This is a genomic window from Rahnella sp. P4_A8 (genome assembly GCF_056402435.1).
Genome location: NZ_JBFUHK010000025.1, coordinates 39,600 through 58,799 on the forward strand (window position 1 = coordinate 39,600; position 19,200 = coordinate 58,799).

General features: G+C 52.9%; 16 protein-coding genes. 11 read left to right on the forward strand and 5 right to left on the reverse strand.

The genetic code is table 11. The features are described 5' to 3' along the window. Positions 1–68: 68 nt before the first annotated feature. Positions 69–281, forward strand: a complete 213-nt coding sequence (gene rpmE / locus AC1DUO_RS14135; protein ID WP_013577577.1) for a 50S ribosomal protein L31 — start codon at positions 69–71, stop codon at positions 279–281. Between the two features lie 170 nt (positions 282–451). Here the strand turns inward: rpmE and metJ are convergent, their stop codons facing one another. Beyond that, positions 452–769 (reverse strand): met regulon transcriptional regulator MetJ, encoded by a 318-nt coding sequence (metJ, locus tag AC1DUO_RS14140; RefSeq protein WP_004392248.1) that lies wholly within the window; start codon positions 767–769, stop codon positions 452–454. 330 nt (positions 770–1,099) lie between these two features. Between metJ and metB the strand changes: the two genes are divergently transcribed. From metB to metF, 3 genes are all read left to right on the forward strand, one after another. Beyond that, a complete protein-coding gene (gene metB / locus AC1DUO_RS14145) occupies positions 1,100–2,260 on the forward strand; it encodes a cystathionine gamma-synthase (RefSeq protein WP_013577576.1) in 1,161 nt (386 codons plus the stop codon). 2 nt (positions 2,261–2,262) lie between these two features. Continuing rightward, positions 2,263–4,698 (forward strand): bifunctional aspartate kinase/homoserine dehydrogenase II, encoded by a 2,436-nt coding sequence (locus AC1DUO_RS14150; RefSeq protein ID WP_013577575.1) that lies wholly within the window; start codon positions 2,263–2,265, stop codon positions 4,696–4,698. Positions 4,699–4,945: 247 nt separating this feature from the next. After that, positions 4,946–5,854, forward strand: coding sequence for a methylenetetrahydrofolate reductase (gene metF, locus AC1DUO_RS14155; protein ID WP_013577574.1), 909 nt, complete (start codon positions 4,946–4,948; stop codon positions 5,852–5,854). 72 nt (positions 5,855–5,926) lie between these two features. Here metF and ppc read toward each other — a convergent pair whose 3' ends face one another. Continuing rightward, a complete protein-coding gene (gene ppc / locus AC1DUO_RS14160; protein WP_013577573.1) occupies positions 5,927–8,572 on the reverse strand; it encodes a phosphoenolpyruvate carboxylase in 2,646 nt (881 codons plus the stop codon). 290 nt (positions 8,573–8,862) lie between these two features. Then, a complete protein-coding gene (argE, locus tag AC1DUO_RS14165; RefSeq protein ID WP_041673179.1) occupies positions 8,863–10,014 on the reverse strand; it encodes an acetylornithine deacetylase in 1,152 nt (383 codons plus the stop codon). Positions 10,015–10,152: 138 nt separating this feature from the next. On the opposite strand from argE, the gene argC reads away from it, so the two are divergent. The 3 genes from argC (at position 10,153) to argH (ending at position 13,519) form a co-directional block, all read left to right on the forward strand. Further along, positions 10,153–11,157, forward strand: a complete 1,005-nt coding sequence (argC, locus tag AC1DUO_RS14170) for an N-acetyl-gamma-glutamyl-phosphate reductase (protein WP_015690596.1) — start codon at positions 10,153–10,155, stop codon at positions 11,155–11,157. A gap of 131 nt (positions 11,158–11,288) precedes the next feature. Continuing rightward, the gene (gene argB, locus AC1DUO_RS14175) at positions 11,289–12,062 is read left to right on the forward strand and encodes an acetylglutamate kinase (RefSeq protein WP_013577570.1); all 774 of its coding nucleotides are present in this window, start codon (positions 11,289–11,291) and stop codon (positions 12,060–12,062) included. A gap of 83 nt (positions 12,063–12,145) precedes the next feature. Further along, entirely contained in the window at positions 12,146–13,519 is a 1,374-nt protein-coding gene (gene argH, locus AC1DUO_RS14180) for an argininosuccinate lyase (RefSeq protein WP_013577569.1), read from the forward strand. 54 nt (positions 13,520–13,573) lie between these two features. Here argH and AC1DUO_RS14185 read toward each other — a convergent pair whose 3' ends face one another. Continuing rightward, positions 13,574–14,335, reverse strand: coding sequence for a glutathione peroxidase (locus AC1DUO_RS14185; protein ID WP_013577568.1), 762 nt, complete (start codon positions 14,333–14,335; stop codon positions 13,574–13,576). A 160-nt stretch (positions 14,336–14,495) separates the two neighbouring features. Here AC1DUO_RS14185 and oxyR point away from each other — a divergent pair, with 160 nt between their 5' ends. Continuing rightward, positions 14,496–15,419, forward strand: a complete 924-nt coding sequence (gene oxyR / locus AC1DUO_RS14190; protein WP_013577567.1) for a DNA-binding transcriptional regulator OxyR — start codon at positions 14,496–14,498, stop codon at positions 15,417–15,419. Here oxyR and sthA read toward each other — a convergent pair. Further along, positions 15,402–16,802 (reverse strand): Si-specific NAD(P)(+) transhydrogenase, encoded by a 1,401-nt coding sequence (gene sthA / locus AC1DUO_RS14195; protein ID WP_119262193.1) that lies wholly within the window; start codon positions 16,800–16,802, stop codon positions 15,402–15,404. The two genes, oxyR and sthA, sit on opposite strands and share 18 nt — an antisense overlap. A 212-nt stretch (positions 16,803–17,014) precedes the next feature. Between sthA and fabR the strand changes: the two genes are divergently transcribed. The 3 genes from fabR to AC1DUO_RS14210 all read left to right on the forward strand — a co-directional run. Next, the gene (gene fabR / locus AC1DUO_RS14200) at positions 17,015–17,695 is read left to right on the forward strand and encodes an HTH-type transcriptional repressor FabR (protein WP_013577565.1); all 681 of its coding nucleotides are present in this window, start codon (positions 17,015–17,017) and stop codon (positions 17,693–17,695) included. Continuing rightward, on the forward strand, positions 17,670–18,029 hold the full coding sequence (locus AC1DUO_RS14205; protein ID WP_013577564.1) for a YijD family membrane protein: 360 nt from the start codon (positions 17,670–17,672) through the stop codon (positions 18,027–18,029). The genes fabR and AC1DUO_RS14205 overlap by 26 nt, the downstream gene beginning before the upstream one ends. Positions 18,030–18,303: 274 nt before the next feature. Then, positions 18,304–19,200: MFS transporter (locus AC1DUO_RS14210; RefSeq protein WP_477987698.1), on the forward strand; the 897-nt coding region annotated here is incomplete at its 3' end.

Here is a 19,200-nt window from a genome sequence, read left to right on the forward strand (position 1 = left end):
CATCCACTACGCGTGGTGTCTGACAGAACAGGGTTGGATAGCGACGCGGCCTTAAGAAGAGGTTTTCCATGAAACAAGGTATTCACCCTAAATATGTAGAAGTTACTGCAACTTGCTCATGCGGTAACGTTATCAAAACTCACTCAACTGTGGGTCACGATCTGAACCTGGACGTTTGTGGCGAATGCCACCCGTTCTACACTGGTAAGCAACGTGAAGTGGCTACCGGTGGCCGCGTTGACCGCTTCAACAAGCGTTTCAGCGTTCCAGGCAGCAAATAAGCTTCGCTTGAGAGCAAAAAAAGGCGCCTTTGGCGCCTTTTTTGTTACCTGTCGTTTGACGTCCCGCCAGATAAAATGCCCGTTCCCGCACTCTCTTTCTTCGCGCAGATACTGAAAAAACGCGCGACGGGAGCCGCACGGTCTTTCAGCACATCTTTGCGATGTTGCGATCAGTATTCCCAGGTATCAGGATCCACACCCAGTTCACGCATCAGGATCTTCGCCGCTTCCGGTATTTCGTCACTGCGTTCTTTACGCAGGTCTTCGTCATTCGGCAAAGGCTGACCGGTGAAGGCGTGCAGAAAAGCCTCACACAATAATTCACTGTTGGTCGCGTGACGCAGGTTGTTTACCTGGCGACGGGTGCGTTCATCGGTGAGAATTTTGAGGACTTTCAGCGGAATGGATACCGTGATTTTCTTAACTTGTTCGCTTTTCTTACCGTGTTCAGCGTAAGGGCTGACATATTCGCCGTTCCACTCAGCCATGGGACACCTTAAATTTATCAAAAAATAAAATTCTGAAAACCGCGTGATTATGCCCGATTTTCACTGTTCTCACTAAGTAAATGTCGGAATTTAACAGGGACATTTCACGTTTTTCCCTGCGGCACTGTTCATTTTGTTACCTTGAGCTTACGTCTCCCGGCACGACAGATCTGCCTGACATCTTCATTAACGCCATAATTTTAGCGGGTATTGCGCTGTTGCTCAATCTATACGCAAAGAAGTTTAGATGTCCAGATGTATTGACGTCTATAAATCCGGACGTTACTCTTTATATCCTCATCCTTCGCAATTCGTCAGGAAGAAACGATTATGACGCACAAGCAAGCCACCATTGCCGTGGGCAGTGGCCTGAACAATGATCAGCAATATGGTTGTGTAGTTCCGCCAATCTACCTTTCCAGTACCTATAACTTTGAAGATTTCAATCAGCCAAGAGCCCATGACTATTCACGTCGCGGCAATCCGTCACGGGATGTTGTCCAGCGTGCGCTGGCTGATCTGGAAGGCGGCGCCGGTGCGGTTCTGACCAGCAGCGGTATGTCAGCCATTCATCTGGTGTGTACGGTCTTTCTGAAACCTGGCGATTTACTGGTTGCGCCGCACGACTGCTACGGCGGCAGTTACCGGTTGTTCGACAGCCTGAGCAAACGTGGCGCGTATCGCGTGCTGTTTGTGGATCAGGGTGATCCACAGGCGCTGGCCGATGCGCTGAAAGAAAAGCCGAAGCTGGTGCTGATTGAAACGCCGAGCAATCCTTTGCTGCGTGTGGTGGATATTCAGGCGATTTGCGACGCGTCCCGCGCCGCCGGTGCCCTGACAGTGGTGGACAACACCTTCCTGAGTCCGGCGTTGCAAAATCCATTGCAGCTTGGTGCGGATTTAGTCGTCCATTCATGTACTAAATATCTGAACGGGCATTCTGATGTGGTCGCCGGTACGGTAATATCTAAGACCGCAGAACATGCGACAGAACTCGCCTGGTGGGCGAACAACATTGGCGTTACCGCTGCGGCCTTTGACAGCTATCTGTTATTGCGCGGTTTGCGCACGTTAACGGTTCGCGTGAAACAGCAACAGGAAAATGCACTGGCAATTGTTGCTTATTTACAAAAACAATTGCAGGTCAAAAAGCTGTATCATCCGTCGCTGCCGGAAAACCAGGGACATGAAATTGCCTGCCGCCAGCAACGTGGCTTTGGTGCCATGATCAGTTTTGAATTTAACGGGGATGAAGCTCAGTTGCGCCATTTCCTGAAAGAATTGAAGTTATTTACCCTCGCAGAATCACTGGGAGGCGTCGAAAGCCTGATTTCTCATACCGCGACCATGACACATGCTGGCATGGCGCCGGAAGCGCGCAAAGCCGCCGGGATTTCTGACAGCTTGCTCCGTATTTCTGTAGGTCTTGAAGACAGCGAAGATTTGATTGCTGATCTGGAAAATGCATTCCAGTCAGTGGCAACGAGGTAAGTATGAATGCAATAGCGGTTGCAGCGCCGGCGGGAAGTCGTCAGTTGCACAAATTTGGTGGTAGCAGTCTGGCCGACGTGAAGTGTTATCTGCGTGTCGCTGGCATTATGGCCGAGTATGCGAAGCCGGGTGACATGATGGTGGTGTCGGCGGCTGGCAGCACAACCAACCAGCTGATCAGCTGGCTGAAGCTCAGCCAGACAGACAGAATTTCTGCGCATCAGGTTCAGCAGGCTTTGCGCCGTTATCAGAGTGATTTGATAACCGGTCTGTTGCCGCCGGAAATGGCCGAACCGCTTATTGCTTCTTTTATTCATGATCTCGAACGTCTGGCTGTTTTGCTTGACGGCAAAATGACCGATGCAATTTATGCTGAAGTCGTCGGGCACGGCGAAGTCTGGTCTGCACGCCTGATGTCTGCAGTGCTGTGTAAGCTGGAATTACCGGCCGCCTGGCTGGATGCCCGTGAATTCCTGCGGGCTGAACGCGCTGCGCAACCTCAGGTTGATGAAGGCCGTTCGTATCCGCTGCTGCAACAACTTCTCGCGCAGCATCCTCAGCAATATCTGGTGGTGACCGGCTTTATCGCCCGCAGTGACGCGGGTGAAACCGTACTGCTTGGCCGTAACGGCAGTGACTATTCCGCCACCCAGATTGGCGCACTGGCTAATGCCAGCCGTGTGACCATCTGGAGTGATGTGGCCGGTGTCTACAGCGCCGATCCGCGCAAAGTGAAAGATGCCTGCCTGCTGCCGTTATTGCGTCTCGATGAAGCCAGTGAACTGGCGCGTCTGGCGGCACCGGTTCTGCACACCCGTACCCTTCAGCCGGTTTCCGGCAGCGATATTGATTTGCAACTGCGGTGCAGTTACCAGCCGGAGCAGGGCTCAACGCGTATTGAACGCGTGCTGGCTTCCGGTACCGGCGCGAAAATTGTCACCAGCCATGATGATATTTGTCTGATCGAAATGGTCATTCCTTCCGGCCACGATTTTGGTCTGGCACAAAAAGATGTTGAGCTGCTGCTTAAACGTGCGCAGATCAAACCGCTGTGTACCGGCATTCATCCTGACCGTAATCTGCTGCAACTTTGCTACACCTCTGAAGTGGCGGGCAGCGCGTTGCAGGTTCTCGAAGAGGCGGCCCTTCCGGCGCGTCTGACCCTGCGTGAAGGGCTGGCGCTGGTGGCGCTGGTCGGGGCGGGCGTGTGCAAGAATCCGTTGCACAGCCACCGTTTTTATCAGGAAATGAAAGATCAGCCGGTGGAGTTTATCTGGCAGGCCGAAGACGGTATCAGTCTGGTGGCTGTACTGCGTATCGGCCCGACCGCGCACCTGATTCAGGGGCTGCACAAAACGTTGTTCCGTGCTGAAAAGCAAATCGGTCTGATGCTGTTTGGTAAAGGCAATATCGGTTCACGCTGGCTGGAACTGTTCGCCCGTGAACAAAAGAATATTTCTGCCCGCAGCGGTTTTGAGTTTGTGCTGGCCGGTGTGGTCGACAGCAAGCGCAGTCTGCTCAATTATGAAGGGCTGGACGCCAGCCGTGCGCTGGCCTTCTTTGATGATGAATCGCAGGCGCATGACGAAGAATCGCTGTTCCTGTGGATGCGCGCGCATCCTTATGACGATTTAGTGGTTCTGGATGTCACCGCCAGCGCTGAACTGGCCGATCAGTATCTGGATTTCGCCAGCTACGGTTTCCATGTCATCAGTGCCAACAAACAGGCAGGCGCGTCGGACACGAATAAATACCGTCAGATCCGCGACGCGTTTTCAAAAACCGGCAGCCACTGGTTGTATAACGCCACTGTCGGCGCTGGTTTGCCGGTTAACCATACGGTGCGTGATTTACGCGAAAGCGGCGACAGCATTCTGGCCATCAGCGGCATTTTCTCGGGAACATTGTCCTGGCTGTTCCTGCAATTTGACGGCACGCTGCCGTTCACCGAACTGGTGGATTTAGCCTGGCAGCAGGGGCTGACTGAGCCGGATCCGCGCGATGATTTATCCGGTCAGGACGTCATGCGCAAGCTGGTGATCCTGGCGCGCGAAGCGGGGTATGACATCGAACCGACGCAGGTTCGCGTGGAATCTCTGGTGCCGGAAAGTTGCGCGAACGGTTCCGTAGATCAGTTTTTTGAAGACGGTGAGGCGCTGAACCAGCAAATGCTGCAACGTCTGGAAGCCGCCCGTGAAATGGGCCTGGTGCTGCGCTACGTGGCCCGTTTCGATGCCAATGGCAAAGCCCGTGTGGGTGTTGAAGCGGTGCGTGACGACCATCCTCTGGCCGCATTACTGCCGTGCGATAACGTGTTCGCTATCGAAAGTCGCTGGTATCGCGATAATCCGCTGGTGATCCGCGGGCCGGGTGCAGGACGTGACGTGACCGCAGGTGCGTTGCAATCTGATCTTAATCGTCTGACGCAACTTCTGTAATTCCTTACGCCTTCCTCTCCCATGAGGGGAAGGCGTAAAAAACCTCTAACTTTCCTCAGCTTCCCCTCAGCCTCATTTTCGCAACGTGAAATTCTTTCAGTTTGCGTGAAGATTAATCATCCCCTGCCTTCATTTTAACGTTGACACTTTGTTCTCTTTCCGTCATTTTCTATCTATACGTTTAGACGTCCAAACGTCCATTATAACGAACCATAATCAAAACGCAGTGATCCATGAGGTAGTGTTTATGAGCTTTTTCCACGCAAACCAGCGCGAAGCGCTGAATCAGAATCTGGCTGAATTACAGGGTCAGATTAACGTTTCTTTCGAATTTTTCCCGCCTCGTACCAGCGAGATGGAAGATACGTTGTGGAGCTCTATTGATCGTCTCAGCAGCCTCAAGCCTAAGTTTGTCTCTGTGACTTACGGCGCGAACTCCGGCGAGCGTGATCGTACACACAGCATCATCAAAGGCATTAAAGAACGTACCGGTCTGGAAGCGGCACCTCACCTGACCTGTATCGATGCCAGCCGCGATGAACTGCGTCAGATCGCGCGGGATTACTGGGACAGTGGCATCCGCCACATTGTGGCTCTGCGTGGCGATTTGCCGGCAGGCGGCGGCAAGCCGGAAATGTACGCCACCGATCTGGTGCATCTGCTGAAAGAAGTGGGCGACTTTGATATTTCCGTCGCAGCCTATCCGGAAGTGCATCCTGAGGCCAAAAGCGCGCAGTCAGATCTGATTAACCTGAAACGTAAAATCGATGCCGGTGCGAACCGCGCCATCACGCAGTTCTTCTTTGATGTGGAAAGTTACCTGCGTTTCCGCGACCGCTGCGCCGGTCAGGGGATTGACGTGGAAATCGTGCCTGGCATCCTGCCGGTGTCTAACTTCAAACAGCTGACCCGCTTTGCGACGATGACCAATGTGCGTGTACCGCACTGGATGAACAGCCAGTTTGAAGGGCTGGATGACGACGCCGAAACCCGCAAAATGGTCGGTGCCAATATCGCGATGGACATGGTGAAAATCCTCAGCCGCGAAGGCGTGAAGGACTTCCATTTCTACACCCTGAACCGTGCAGAAATGAGTTACGCGATTTGCCACACGCTGGGTGTGCGTCCAGACATCGCCGTGCCGGTTCGCGCTTAATCTTTTTGCCCGACACTGAATACAAAAAACCCGCGAATTCGCGGGTTTTTCTTGGGCTGATGTCAGCGAAAACTAGCCGGTATTACGCATACCCGCTGCCACACCGGCAATCGTCACCATCAGCGCCTGTTCGACGTTGGCATCCTGCTTGCCGTCTTTTTCCAGCTCGCGGGAACGGTGCAGCAATTCAGCCTGCAAGACGTTCAGCGGGTCAGTGTAGACGTTTCGCAGTGCGATGGATTCTGCAATCCACGGCAAATCTTCCATCAGATGATCGTCGTTAGAAATCGCCAGAATGACTTTGATGTCGCTTGCCAGCTGATCGCGCAACTGCTGACCGAGCGGCCACAATTCTTTCCCAACCAGACGATGATCGTAGTATTCCGCCAGCCACAGGTCAGCTTTCGCAAACACCATCTCCAGCATACCGATTCGCGTGGAGAAGAACGGCCAGTCGCGGCACATGGTTTCCAGCTCGTCGCGTTTTCCGTCATCAACCACAGCCTGCAAACCGGCACCGGCACCCAGCCAGGCTGGCAGCATCAGGCGGTTTTGCGTCCAGGCGAAAATCCACGGGATGGCACGAAGGCTTTCGACGCCACCACTGGCTTTACGTTTCGCCGGGCGTGAACCCAGAGGCAGTTTGGCCAGTTCCTGTTCCGGCGTTGCGGCGCGGAAGTAAGGCACGAAGTCTTTATTTTCGCGAACGTAGCCACGGTACATTTTGCAGGACACGTCAGACAGTTGTTCCATGATATCCACCCAGGCTTGTTTCGGCTCAGGCGGTGGCAACAGGTTGGCTTCCAGAATTGCAGAGGTGTACAGCGCCAGACTGCTGATGGTGACTTCCGGCAGACCGAATTTGAAGCGGATCATCTCGCCTTGTTCGGTAACGCGCAGGCCACCTTTCAGGCTGCCCGGAGGCTGAGACAATAACGCTGCCTGTGCCGGTGCGCCGCCACGGCCGATAGAACCGCCACGTCCGTGGAACAGAGTCAGGGCAATTCCGGCTTTCTCGCAGGTTTTGATCAGAGCATCCTGCGCACGATATTGCGCCCACGATGCGGCCATCACGCCCGCGTCTTTTGCGGAGTCGGAATAGCCAATCATCACCATCTGTTTGCCCTGAATGAAACCGCGATACCAGTCGATGCTCAGCAATTGCTTCATGACATCGTCGGCATTGTTCAGGTCGTCGAGCGTTTCGAACAGCGGCGCAACGGGCATCGGGAACGGACAACCGGCTTCTTTGAGCAGCAGGTGTACGGCCAGCACATCAGACGGCGTGCGCGCCATCGAGATGACATACGCTGCAATCGAGCCTTCCGGCGCTTCGGCAATCACCTGACAGGTATCGAGCACTTCTTTGGTGTTGGCGCTCGGTTCCCAGTGACGTGGCACCAGCGGACGTTTTGAGTTCAGTTCGCGGATCAGGAAAGCCTGTTTGTCGGATTCTGACCAGCTTTCGTAATCGCCAAGACCCAGATAACGGGTAATTTCTGCGATAGCGTCGGTGTGGCGGGTGCTTTCCTGACGCACGTCGATACGCACCAGCGGCACGCCGAAGCAGCGCACGCGGCGCAGGGTATCCAGCAACTGGCCGTTGGCAATAATGCCCATGTTGCAGGCCTGCAATGACTGGTAGCAGGCGTAAAGCGGCGCCCACAGTTGGTCATTTTTCACCAGCAAATCGTGCGGGCGTGCAACACGTTCGCCTTTCAGACGGGCTTCCAGATACACCTGAGTATTGGTCAGCTGCGAACGGAGCTGTTTCATGATTTCGCGGTAAGGTTCGATGATGTCCGCACCGCCGGCCAGCTCACGCAGTTCCGGTGTGCATTCGGTCATCGACAGTTCTGACACCAGCACCGCGATATCACGCAGGAACAGATCAGTCGCTTTCCAGCGGCTCAGCAACAGCACGTGACGGGTGATATCGGCGGTTACGTTCGGGTTACCGTCGCGGTCGCCACCCATCCAGGAGGTGAAGCGAACCGGCACGGCTTCCACTGGCATTTTGTAATCCAGTGAGGTTTCCAGCTGTTCGTTCAGTTCGCGCAGAAAAGCCGGCACGCCTTCCCACAGGCTGTTTTCGACTACCGCAAAACCCCATTTGGCTTCATCCACCGGAGAAGGGCGGTTTTTGCGGATTTCATCGGTATGCCATGACTGCGCGATTAACTGACGCAGGCGGCGCATGATTTGTTTGCGCTCGTAATCGGCCAGATCGTTATGGTCGAGCTGCTTGAGGCAGTTATTCACTTCCACCAGTTTGTGGATCAGCGTACGGCGGGCGATTTCTGTCGGGTGCGCGGTCAGCACCAGTTCGATAGAAAGCTGGTCAACGGCATCCCGTAACTGCTGCTCAGAGAGGTTTTTGGATTTCAGACGATCGAACAATTGCGCCAGCGCTTCAGGATTGCTGGCCGCTTCGCCGTGCGGCGAAATGCTGTGATATTGTTCAGCCACGTTGGCTAAATTCAGAAACTGGCTAAAAGCACGGGCAACAGGCAGCAGCTCATCGTTTGAGAGGTTTTGCAACGTTGACAGTAACTCCTGTCGATCCGCGTCATTTCCGGCACGGGAGGATTTCGACAGCTTACGGATTTTCTCAACACGATCCAGGATATGCTCTCCCAACGTATCTTTGATCGTGTCGCCCAGCAATTTACCTAAAGTACTGACATTACTTCGCATTGCGGAATATTGTTCGTTCATATTACCTCTGACCCGTTCTCTCGTTTAATTTTTATATTCTGTAAATAACTTTCACCCGTCAGGCATTCTTGCCCCGTTCACCCTGCCAACCTGGCCATACTTTTTAAATGCAGCACATGTTTTAACCCAAAAACCCCTGAACACTCACGTGAAAAATGGTCTTTTTGGCGATGTCGCTGAAATTTAATTACAACAGCGGCGATATCAGTTTGGCTAATCCACCTTTTGTACAGTATCAAAGGGCGCCCGTGAGCGCCCTGATTGTTTCTTCATCAATCCTTCATTCAGTATCAGTGATAACAGAAATGATGAACAACCTGAGAAATCAGCTCACGAGTCGGTTTAATGAACGCAGTATCAATATATTCATCTGGCTGATGCGCCTGATCGATAGAACCAGGTCCGAGCACCAGCGTCGGGCACAGTTCCTGAATAAACGGCGCTTCGGTGCAGTAGTTAACGATTTCCGTTTCCACGCCCAGTAATTTCTCGACCACCTGCACCAGCGGGTGATCCGGCGGACATTCATAGCCCGGGATCGGTGGATGCAGTTCTTCAATCACAATACGTCCCGGCCAGCGTTCGCTGACGGGGGCCAGTGCCTCGTTCAACAGACCATCAATGTCGGTCAGCGTCAGACCCGGCAGCGGGCGGATATCCATGTGCATTTCACAACAGGCACAAATACGGTTTGGTGCGTCGCCGCCGTTGATATAACCAAAGTTCATGGTCGGGTACGGGATCACGAAACCACTGTGGTTGTAACGGCTTTTCAGCGTATTGCGCAGCGTCATTAAATGGGTAATCGATTCGTGCATCAGTTCAATAGCGTTCACGCCGCGGGACGGATCACTGGAATGGCCGGACTGACCGGTGATGCGGATTGCATTCGACAGATGCCCCTTATGCGCACGAACCGGCTTGAGCGACGTGGGTTCACCGATGATCGCGCAGTCAGGGCGAATTTTGGCATTTTTAGAGAAATAGCTGGCACCGGCCATGGTGGTTTCTTCATCGGCGGTCGCCAAAATATACAGCGGTTTAGTCAGTTTGGTCAGATCGACATCACGCAATGAATCGAGGATGAACGCGAAGAAACCTTTCATATCGGCAGTCCCTAAACCATAGAGCTTATTTTCATGCTCGGTCAGGGTGAAAGGATCACGTGTCCAGCGGCCGTCATCGAACGGAACGGTATCGGTATGACCCGCCAGCAGCAACCCGCCTGCACCTTCACCGGTACTGGCTAACATGTTGAATTTATGGCGTGTTCCTGGCACGGGTTGCACTTCGACTTTGAAGCCTAAATCACCGAACCAGCCTGCCAGTAGATTGATTAACGTCTCATTGCTCTGGTCCAGTGCAGCGTCTGTGGCGCTGATGGAAGGGGTGGCGATTAACGCCCGGTAGAGCTCAATAAAAGGAGGTAATTTCATCTTCACTGTTGACAGCCTTTAGTTAGGGTAGTATTCATATTCATGCAATAATTGTGAATAAAAATACAATAAGCCAGCGCGTAAGGAAACCGGAAAAAAATTCATCCGGCCCCTACCCAAAAATTGAGAAGGTGAACAAGCCCTATGTTAAATACGCTGATTGTTGGTGCCACAGGTTATGCCGGAGCCGAACTCGCTGCTTACCTGAATCGCCACCCACATATGAACATAACCGGTTTAACGGTTTCAGCGCAAAGTGCAGATGCAGGAAAATTACTTTCTGATTTGCATCCTCAATTAAAAGGCATCGTCGATTTGCCTGTTTCGCCACTGACTGACGTGGCGGAAGCCGCGAAAGGTGTCGATGTGGTATTTCTGGCGACCGCGCATGAAGTCAGYCACGATTTAGCGCCACAGTTTCTGGCGGCGGGCTGCGTGGTGTTTGATCTATCCGGTGCTTTTCGCGTCAGCAAACCTGAGTTTTATACCGAATTCTACGGTTTTGAGCATCAGCATCTCGACCTGCTCGACCAAGCTGTGTACGGCCTGGCCGAATGGCAGGCTGACAAATTAAAAGACGCACAGCTGATCGCCGTTCCGGGCTGTTACCCGACCGCTTCGCAGCTGGCGCTTAAACCCCTTATCGAAAATGGTTTGCTCAATGACAGCCAGTGGCCGGTGATCAACGCCACCAGCGGTGTTAGTGGTGCAGGCCGTAAAGCCACGCTCGGCAACAGCTTCTGCGAAGTCAGCCTTCAGCCATACAAACTTTTCAGCCACCGTCATCAGCCAGAAATTGCCGAGCACCTTGGCGTGCCGGTGATTTTCACACCGCATCTGGGCAACTTCCCGCGCGGTATTCTGGCGACCATCACCTGCCGTCTGAACGCGGGTGTCACGGAGCAGGACGTGGCGGAAGCCTTCCATAATGCTTATCACGATAAACCGCTGGTGCGTTTGTACACCAAAGGCGTTCCGGCGCTGAAAGACGTGGTTGGCCTGCCGTTTTGCGATATCGGTTTTGCGGTGAAAGGCGAACATCTGATTGTGGTGGCGACGGAGGATAATGTGCTTAAAGGCGCGTCCGCGCAGGCGGTTCAGTGCATGAATATCCGTTTCGGCTTCCCGGAAACACAATCACTGCTTTAATACTTCGTCAGATTGTCAGCAAACAAAAAACAACCGCCCCTGAGCGTTTATTCAGACGTGCAGGGGTGTTAGATTAAATTAAATGTATTGTTATTAATTAACATTCTCAACCGGTCGGGGCGCGAACAGCTATGAATCCGTTAGTCATAAAATTAGGTGGTGTGTTGCTGGACAATGAAGAAGCGCTCGAGCGCCTGTTCATGGCGGTAGTGGCTTATCGTCAGGAATATCACCGCCCGCTGGTTATTGTTCACGGTGGCGGCTGCCTGGTTGACGAGCTGATGAAAAAGCTGAATCTGCCGGTGGTGAAAAAAGCCGGTCTGCGTGTGACTCCGGCTGATCAGATTGACATTATCACCGGCGCACTTGCTGGCAGCGCTAACAAAACCCTGCTGGCGTGGGCGGTTAAAAATCATATCAACGCCGTTGGCCTGTCTCTGGCAGACGGCGGTACTGTCAGCGTTACACAACTGGATGAATCACTGGGCTTCGTCGGTAAAGCCGAAGCGGGTAACCCGGCGCTGATTAACACGCTGCACGGCGCAGGCTACCTGCCGATTGTCAGTTCTATCGGCATCACCGCAAACGGCGAGCTGATGAACGTTAACGCTGATCAGGCTGCGACCGCACTGGCGGCCACGCTGGGCGCGGATCTGATCCTGCTGTCTGATGTCAGTGGCATTCTTGACGGCAAAGGTCAGCGTATCCCGGAAATGAGCGCAGAGAAAGCCGAGCAGCTTATCGCGCAGGGTATTATCACCGATGGCATGATCGTCAAAGTTCACGCTGCGCTGGACGCCGCCCGTTCTCTGGGACGTCCGGTTGATATTGCCAGCTGGCGTCATGCCGAACAATTACCGGCACTGTTTAACGGCGTCGCCATCGGCACACGTATTCTGGCGTAACGCACCGGCGGCGCATTCGGTATACCCTTTTCAAGGGCGCAGCATAGTGCGCCCTTTTGCATAAAAAATTCAGGAGCAGGAAAATGGCACTTTGGGGCGGACGTTTTACTCAGGCAGCGGATCAGCGGTTTAAAGAACTCAATGACTCACTGCGTTTCGATTACCGGCTGGCAGAGCAGGACATCGTGGGCTCAGTAGCCTGGTCCAAAGCGCTGGTGACCGTCAACGTATTAACCGCTGACGAGCAAATCCAGCTGGAAGAGGCGCTGACCGTGCTGCTGGAAGAAGTCCGTGCCAATCCCCGCGCTATTTTAGCCAGCGACGCCGAAGATATTCATAGCTGGGTCGAAGGTAAACTGATCGACAAAGTCGGTAATCTTGGCAAGAAACTGCATACCGGCCGCAGCCGTAACGATCAGGTCGCGACCGACATCAAACTGTGGTGTAAAGCGCAGGTGGTTGAACTGGGCGATGCATTGCATCATTTACAGCAGGCGCTGGTTGCCACCGCCGAAGCCAATCAGGACGCGGTGATGCCGGGTTACACCCATCTGCAACGCGCTCAGCCTGTGACCTTTGCGCACTGGTGCATGGCGTATGTTGAAATGCTGGCGCGTGACGAAAGCCGTCTGAAAGATACCCTGACCCGTCTGGACGTCAGCCCGCTGGGCTGTGGCGCACTGGCCGGTACGGCATATCCGATGGATCGCGAACAGCTGGCGGGCTGGTTAGGTTTTGCTTCTGCGACCCGTAACAGCCTCGACAGCGTTTCTGACCGTGACCATGTTCTTGAACTGCTGTCCAACGCGGCCATCAGTATGGTTCACCTTTCCCGTTTTGCCGAAGACCTGATCTTCTTTAACACCGGCGAAGCGGCGTTTATTGATTTGTCCGATCGCGTAACGTCAGGTTCCTCCCTGATGCCGCAGAAGAAAAACCCGGATGCGCTGGAGCTGATCCGCGGCAAATGTGGCCGCGTACAAGGCGCACTGACTGGCATGATGATGACCATGAAGGGCCTGCCGCTGGCGTACAACAAAGACATGCAGGAAGACAAAGAAGGGCTGTTCGATGCGCTCGACACCTGGATGGATTGCCTGAATATGGCGTCGCTGGTGCTGGACGGCATTCAGGTGAAACGCCCGCGTGCGAAAGAAGCTGCACAGCAAGGCTACGCTAATTCCACCGAACTGGCAGACTATCTGGTTGCCAAAGGCGTGCCGTTCCGCGAAGCACACCATATTGTGGGTGAAGCGGTGGTCGAAGCGATTAATCAGGGGAAGGCGCTGGAAGAATTGCCGCTGGCTGATTTGCAGAAATTCAGCAATGTGATTGGCGATGACGTTTACGCGATCCTTGAACTGCAATCCTGTCTCGACAAACGTGCCGCCAAAGGTGGCGTTTCTCCGCAGCAGGTCGCGCAGGCGATTGCCGATGCGAAAGCGCGTTTAGCGTAAAATAAAAAAGGCGGACCGAAGTCCGCCTGATTTTACTGTTTGGTTTCCCGACGCTTATTGTGCGACTTCGCACAACGCTTCTGTTTCTGAATGGAGGTAAACCTCCAGGTCGTCACTTCCCCCAATGTGGCGTCCACCGATAAAGACTTGCGGCACTGTCGCCCGCCCTGTCACGGCGCGCAGACTGACGGTGGTCGCGTCTTTACCTAATACAATTTCTTCGTACTGAATGCCGCGTTCCTGCAACATTTGTTTGGCTTTCGCACAGAACGGACAGCCCGGTTTGGTGAATACGGACACGGATTCTTGTACTTTAAATTCTGGTGCCAGATATTTGAGCATGGTGTCTGCATCAGACACTTCAAACGGGTCACCCGGTTTGTTTGGCTCAACGAACATTTTCTCGACTACACCATTGCGCACCAGCATGGAATAACGCCATGAACGCGGGCCGAAGCCTAAATCCGCTTTCTCAACCAGCATGTCCATGCCTTTGGTGAATTCACCGTTACCGTCCGGAATGAAAGTGATGTTGGACGCGTTTTGTTCGGCTTTCCAGGCGTTCATCACGAAGGTGTCATTCACGGAAACGCACAGAATGCTGTCGACGCCGTGGTTTTTAAAGACCGGAGCCAGTTCGTTGTAACGTGGAAGATGGCTTGAAGAGCAGGTCGGGGTGAAGGCTCCCGGTAATGAAAACACAATCACTGTTTTATTTTTAAACAGCTGCTCGCTGCTGAGATCTACCCACTGGTCGCCCTGTCGGGTGTGAAAAGTAACGTGCGGTACGTGTTTCCCTTCCTGGCTTGCAAACATGAATAACCTCTTAATTAATCAATAAAATACAAAATATTTTCGGCATTGCCGTTTCGCTGGGAGGCATTATTCACAATAATGGTTGATAGATATAATCGTTGATTGCTATCTTATCTATCGTTAACAGCTATCTCATTGCCTTTTAGGGACTGGAGGAAAAATGAACATTCGCGATCTAGAGTATCTGGTGGCGCTGGCGGAGTTCCGTCACTTTCGCCGCGCAGCAGATTCATGCCATGTCAGTCAGCCGACGTTAAGCGGTCAGATTCGTAAACTGGAAGATGAACTTGGCGTTATGTTGCTTGAAAGAACCAGCCGCAAAGTGTTGTTTACACAAGCCGGTTTGTTGCTGGTGGATCAGGCGCGCACGGTGTTACGTGAAGTGAAAGTTCTGAAAGAGATGGCAAGCCAACAGGGTGAAGCGATGTCCGGGCCGATGCATATCGGGCTGATCCCGACCGTCGGGCCTTATTTGCTGCCCCAGATTATTCCTTCGCTGCACAAAACCTTCCCGAAGCTGGAAATGTATCTGCACGAAGCGCAAACCCATCAGTTACTGGCTCAGCTGGACAGCGGAAAACTCGACTGTGCCATTCTGGCGCTGGTGAAAGAGAGCGAAGCGTTTATTGAAGTGCCGCTGTTTGATGAGCCGATGAGGCTGGCGATCTACGACGATCATCCATGGGCATCTCGCGATCGTGTGGCGATGGCCGATCTGGCCGGTGAAAAACTGCTGATGCTGGAAGACGGGCACTGCCTGCGTGATCAGGCGCTCGGTTTCTGCTTCCAGGCAGGCGCGGATGAAGATACCCATTTCCGGGCAACCAGTCTGGAAACGCTGCGTAATATGGTGGCGGCGGGAAGCGGGATTACGTTGCTGCCATCACTGGCTGTGCCCAATGAGCGCAGCCGTGACGGCGTGACGTATCTGATGTGTGACAAACCGGAACCACGACGCACCATCGCGCTGGTATATCGTCCCGGTTCGCCACTGCGCGGGCGTTACGAGCAGCTGGCGGAAGCCATCAAAGAGCACATGCAGCCTTACATGGACCGAACTGCAGTCTTAAAACAGGCGGTTTAAGCCGTTCAGTGCCGCAACGCGATAGGCCTCTGCCATGGTCGGATAGTTGAAGGTGGTATTAACGAAATACTCGATAGTATTCCCTTCACCTTTCTGTTCCATGATGGCCTGACCGATGTGAATAATCTCGGCGGCGCGTTCACCAAAGCAGTGAATTCCCAGAATTTCTTTGGTCTCACGGTGGAACAGGAGCTTCAGACTACCCACGTTCATGCCTGCAATTTGTGCGCGTGCCAGATGTTTAAACTGTGCGCGGCCCACTTCGTAGGGCACTTTCATCGCTGTCAGTTCCTGTTCGGTTTTACCCACGGAACTGATTTCAGGAATGGTGTAAATACCCGTCGGAATGTTTTCTATAAGGTGGACTTTCGCTTCGCCCTGAATCATGGCCTGCGCGGCGATACGTCCCTGATCGTAAGCCGCTGATGCCAGGCTTGGATAGCCAATGACGTCACCGACCGCATAAATATGCGACAGCGCAGTCTGATACATGCTGTTCACTTTCAGCAGCCCGCGGCTGTCAGCTTCCAGACCAATGTTCTCCAGACCCAGTTTATCGGTGTTACCTGTGCGCCCGTTGGCATACAGCAGTGCATCAGCTTTCACTTTTTTACCGGATTTAAGATGCATGATCACACCGTCTTCCACGCCTTCGATCATCTCGAACTCTTCGTTGTGGCGGATAACCACACCGTTATTCCAGAAGTGATAGGACAGGGCGTCTGACATTTCCTGATCGAGGAAAGACAACAAGCGGTCACGGGTGTTGATTAAGTCCACTTTGACGTTCAGACCGCGGAAGATCGACGCATATTCGCAGCCGATTACACCCGCTCCGTAGATAATCACGTGGCGTGGCTCATGGCTCAGTTCAAGAATGAGATCGCTGTCGTAAATCCGCGGATGGCCAAAATCGACATTGGCTGGCCGGTAAGGACGGGAGCCGCAGGCAATAACGATGTTATCAGCGGTAATTTGTTCGTGTGTGTTATCGGCATAGCGGATGCTGATGGTGTTGGCATCCACAAAACTGGCATCTCCGGAAAACAGCTGGCATTGGTTTCTCTCATAGAAACCCTGGCGCATACGTGTTTGCTGATTAATAACCGAATCGGCGTGACGCAGGATGTCCGGGAAACTCGAACTCATAGTGCGGGAGTTATCACTGTAGAGCGGGTTTTGGTTAAATTCGATGATTCTGCTGACGGCGTGGCGTAATGCTTTGGAAGGGATAGTTCCCCAGTGAGTACATCCGCCACCGACGTTGTTATAGCGTTCGATGACAGCAACCCGGGCGCCTTGTTTAACCAGTCCCATCGCGGCGCCTTCTCCGCCAGGGCCTGAGCCAATGATGATGGCATCAAAATGTGAGTGCAGTGGCATGGTTCGAAACCTATTTTTATACAAAATCACAACGAGAAAGTAACATATTACACCTATTTACCCCACATGCAGTTGTCATTTAATGGTAATGCAGCAACATTCTGACCCACTTTATGCTGTTGTATCTTTGGCTCCGGCCGTTAAAATTTTTGGTATAGTGAAGCGATATCGGGCGAATAATCAAAAAGAAGAATACTATCCGGATGAAGGTTATGGGCGTAAGAGCACAACAAAAAGAGCGCACGCGCCGCTCACTGATTGAGGCGGCTTTTAGCCAGCTTAGTGCCGAGCGTAGCTTTGCCAGTCTGAGTCTGCGTGAGGTTTCCCGCGAGGCAGGCATTGCGCCAACCTCCTTTTACCGGCACTTTCGCGATGTGGATGAACTGGGTCTGACAATGGTTGATGAAAGTGGTCTGATGCTGCGTCAGCTGATGCGCCAGGCACGCCAGCGCATTGCGAAAGGGGGCAGCGTGATCCGCACATCCGTCTCCACGTTTATGGAATTCATCGGTAACAATCCCAACGCATTCCGCCTGTTGTTACGTGAACGCTCCGGTACGTCATCGGCGTTTCGTGCCGCCGTCGCCCGTGAAATTCAGCATTTTATTGCGGAACTTGCCGACTATCTGCAACTCGAAAACCATATGCCGCGCAGTTTTACTGAAGCGCAGGCTGAAGCCATGGTGATCATCGTTTTCAACGCCGGGGCGGAAGCGCTGGATGTGGATATTGCACAGCGCCGCCAGCTGGAGGAACGCCTGGTGTTGCAGCTGCGGATGATTTCCAAAGGCGCATATTACTGGTATCGCCGTCAGCAGGAACGGACGGCTGTGACCCCCCTCACTAATATGACCCGAGGTAAAGAAGATGACCGAACAACCGAACCAGGATAATGGCACTCTGGTTTTGGCTTTGATTGCCGGGCTGTCAATTAATGGCACTTTCGATGCGTTATTCAGTTCTGTCGTAACGTTTTCGATCTTCCCGATCATTTCTCTGGTGTTAGCGGTGTATTGCCTGCACGTTCGTTACCACCGCGGTGAAATGCCGAAAGGGTTACCGGTTCTGGCCGCAGCCTGCTTCCTGCTGGGTCTGTTACTGTACAGCACCATCGTGCGCGCAGAATACCCTGAACTGGGCTCAAACTTCCTGCCGTCGCTGATTTGTGTGGCACTGATCTTCTGGATAGGTCTGAAGCTGAAAAAACGTAAGTCTTCCGCTCAGTAGTCCTTCCTCATAAGCCAACGAGGCAATCTGCGGATTGCCTTTTTTTATATCCAGTCCATTTAATGAACTGTCATTTCATTAATATCAAACCTATGTTCAATATTTAGAGATTGATCGCCCACTTCTTCATTTCTTTGCCATAAAGTCCGTTTGAGTGGCAAAAACCAAAAGGTTTTCATTCCTGCTCCTCGTTAATTTGAATCATGGCCGGACGAAGTATTTTCGTTCGCATTCAGCCTACGCCTATAGGTGATTTAACAGAGGCAACACGGCAATGAAAACACGTAAAATCGGATTCTTTAATTACATCGCTTACGGGTCAGGCGATTTTCTCGGGGCGGGTACGACAGCTCTGACTGCGGCGTGGCTACTCTATTTTTACACCACGTTTTGCGGTCTTTCGCCCATTGAAGCGACCTTTATTTTTGCCACCGCGCGCGTAGCCGATGCGGTGCTGAGCCCGCTGATGGGGTATCTCACTGATAATTTCGGCAACACCTGGCTCGGCAAGCGTTTTGGCCGCCGCAAGTTCTTCATCCTGCTCGGTATTCCTTGTGTGTTCAGCTACAGCTTCATGTGGGTGGGAGACATGGGATATGTCTATTATCTGCTGACCTATCTGCTGTTCGATATCGTCTACACCATGATTCTGGTGCCGTATGAAACACTGGTGCCGGAAATGACCGATGATTTCAAACAGAAAACTAAATTTTCCGGCGCCCGTATCGCTCTGGCACAGTTGTCAGCGATTCTGGCGGCCTTCCTGCCGGGGATTCTGTTGCAGCATTTCGGCAAAGATAATGCCATTTCCTTCTTCTATTCGAGCCTGGTCTTTGCGGTAATTTGCGCATTCGTTCTGACACTGGTGTATTTCTTTACCTGGGAAAGACCGGAAGAGCTCAAATCTGAAGCCACGAAGAAAATTGAGCGCGAACGTCAGCAACTGACGCTGGCGCAGAGCCTGAAACGTCTGAAAGTGGAATTATCCTCGACGCTGCGCATCAAGATTTTCCGTCAACATCTGGGGTTATACCTTGGCGGGTATATCGCGCAGGACGTGTTTAATGCCGTCTTCACCTATTACGTCGTGTTCGTGCTGATGCAAAGTGCTGCAATTGCCTCCAACCTGATGGGCATGATGGCCATCCTGCAATTCGTGGCGGTAATTGGC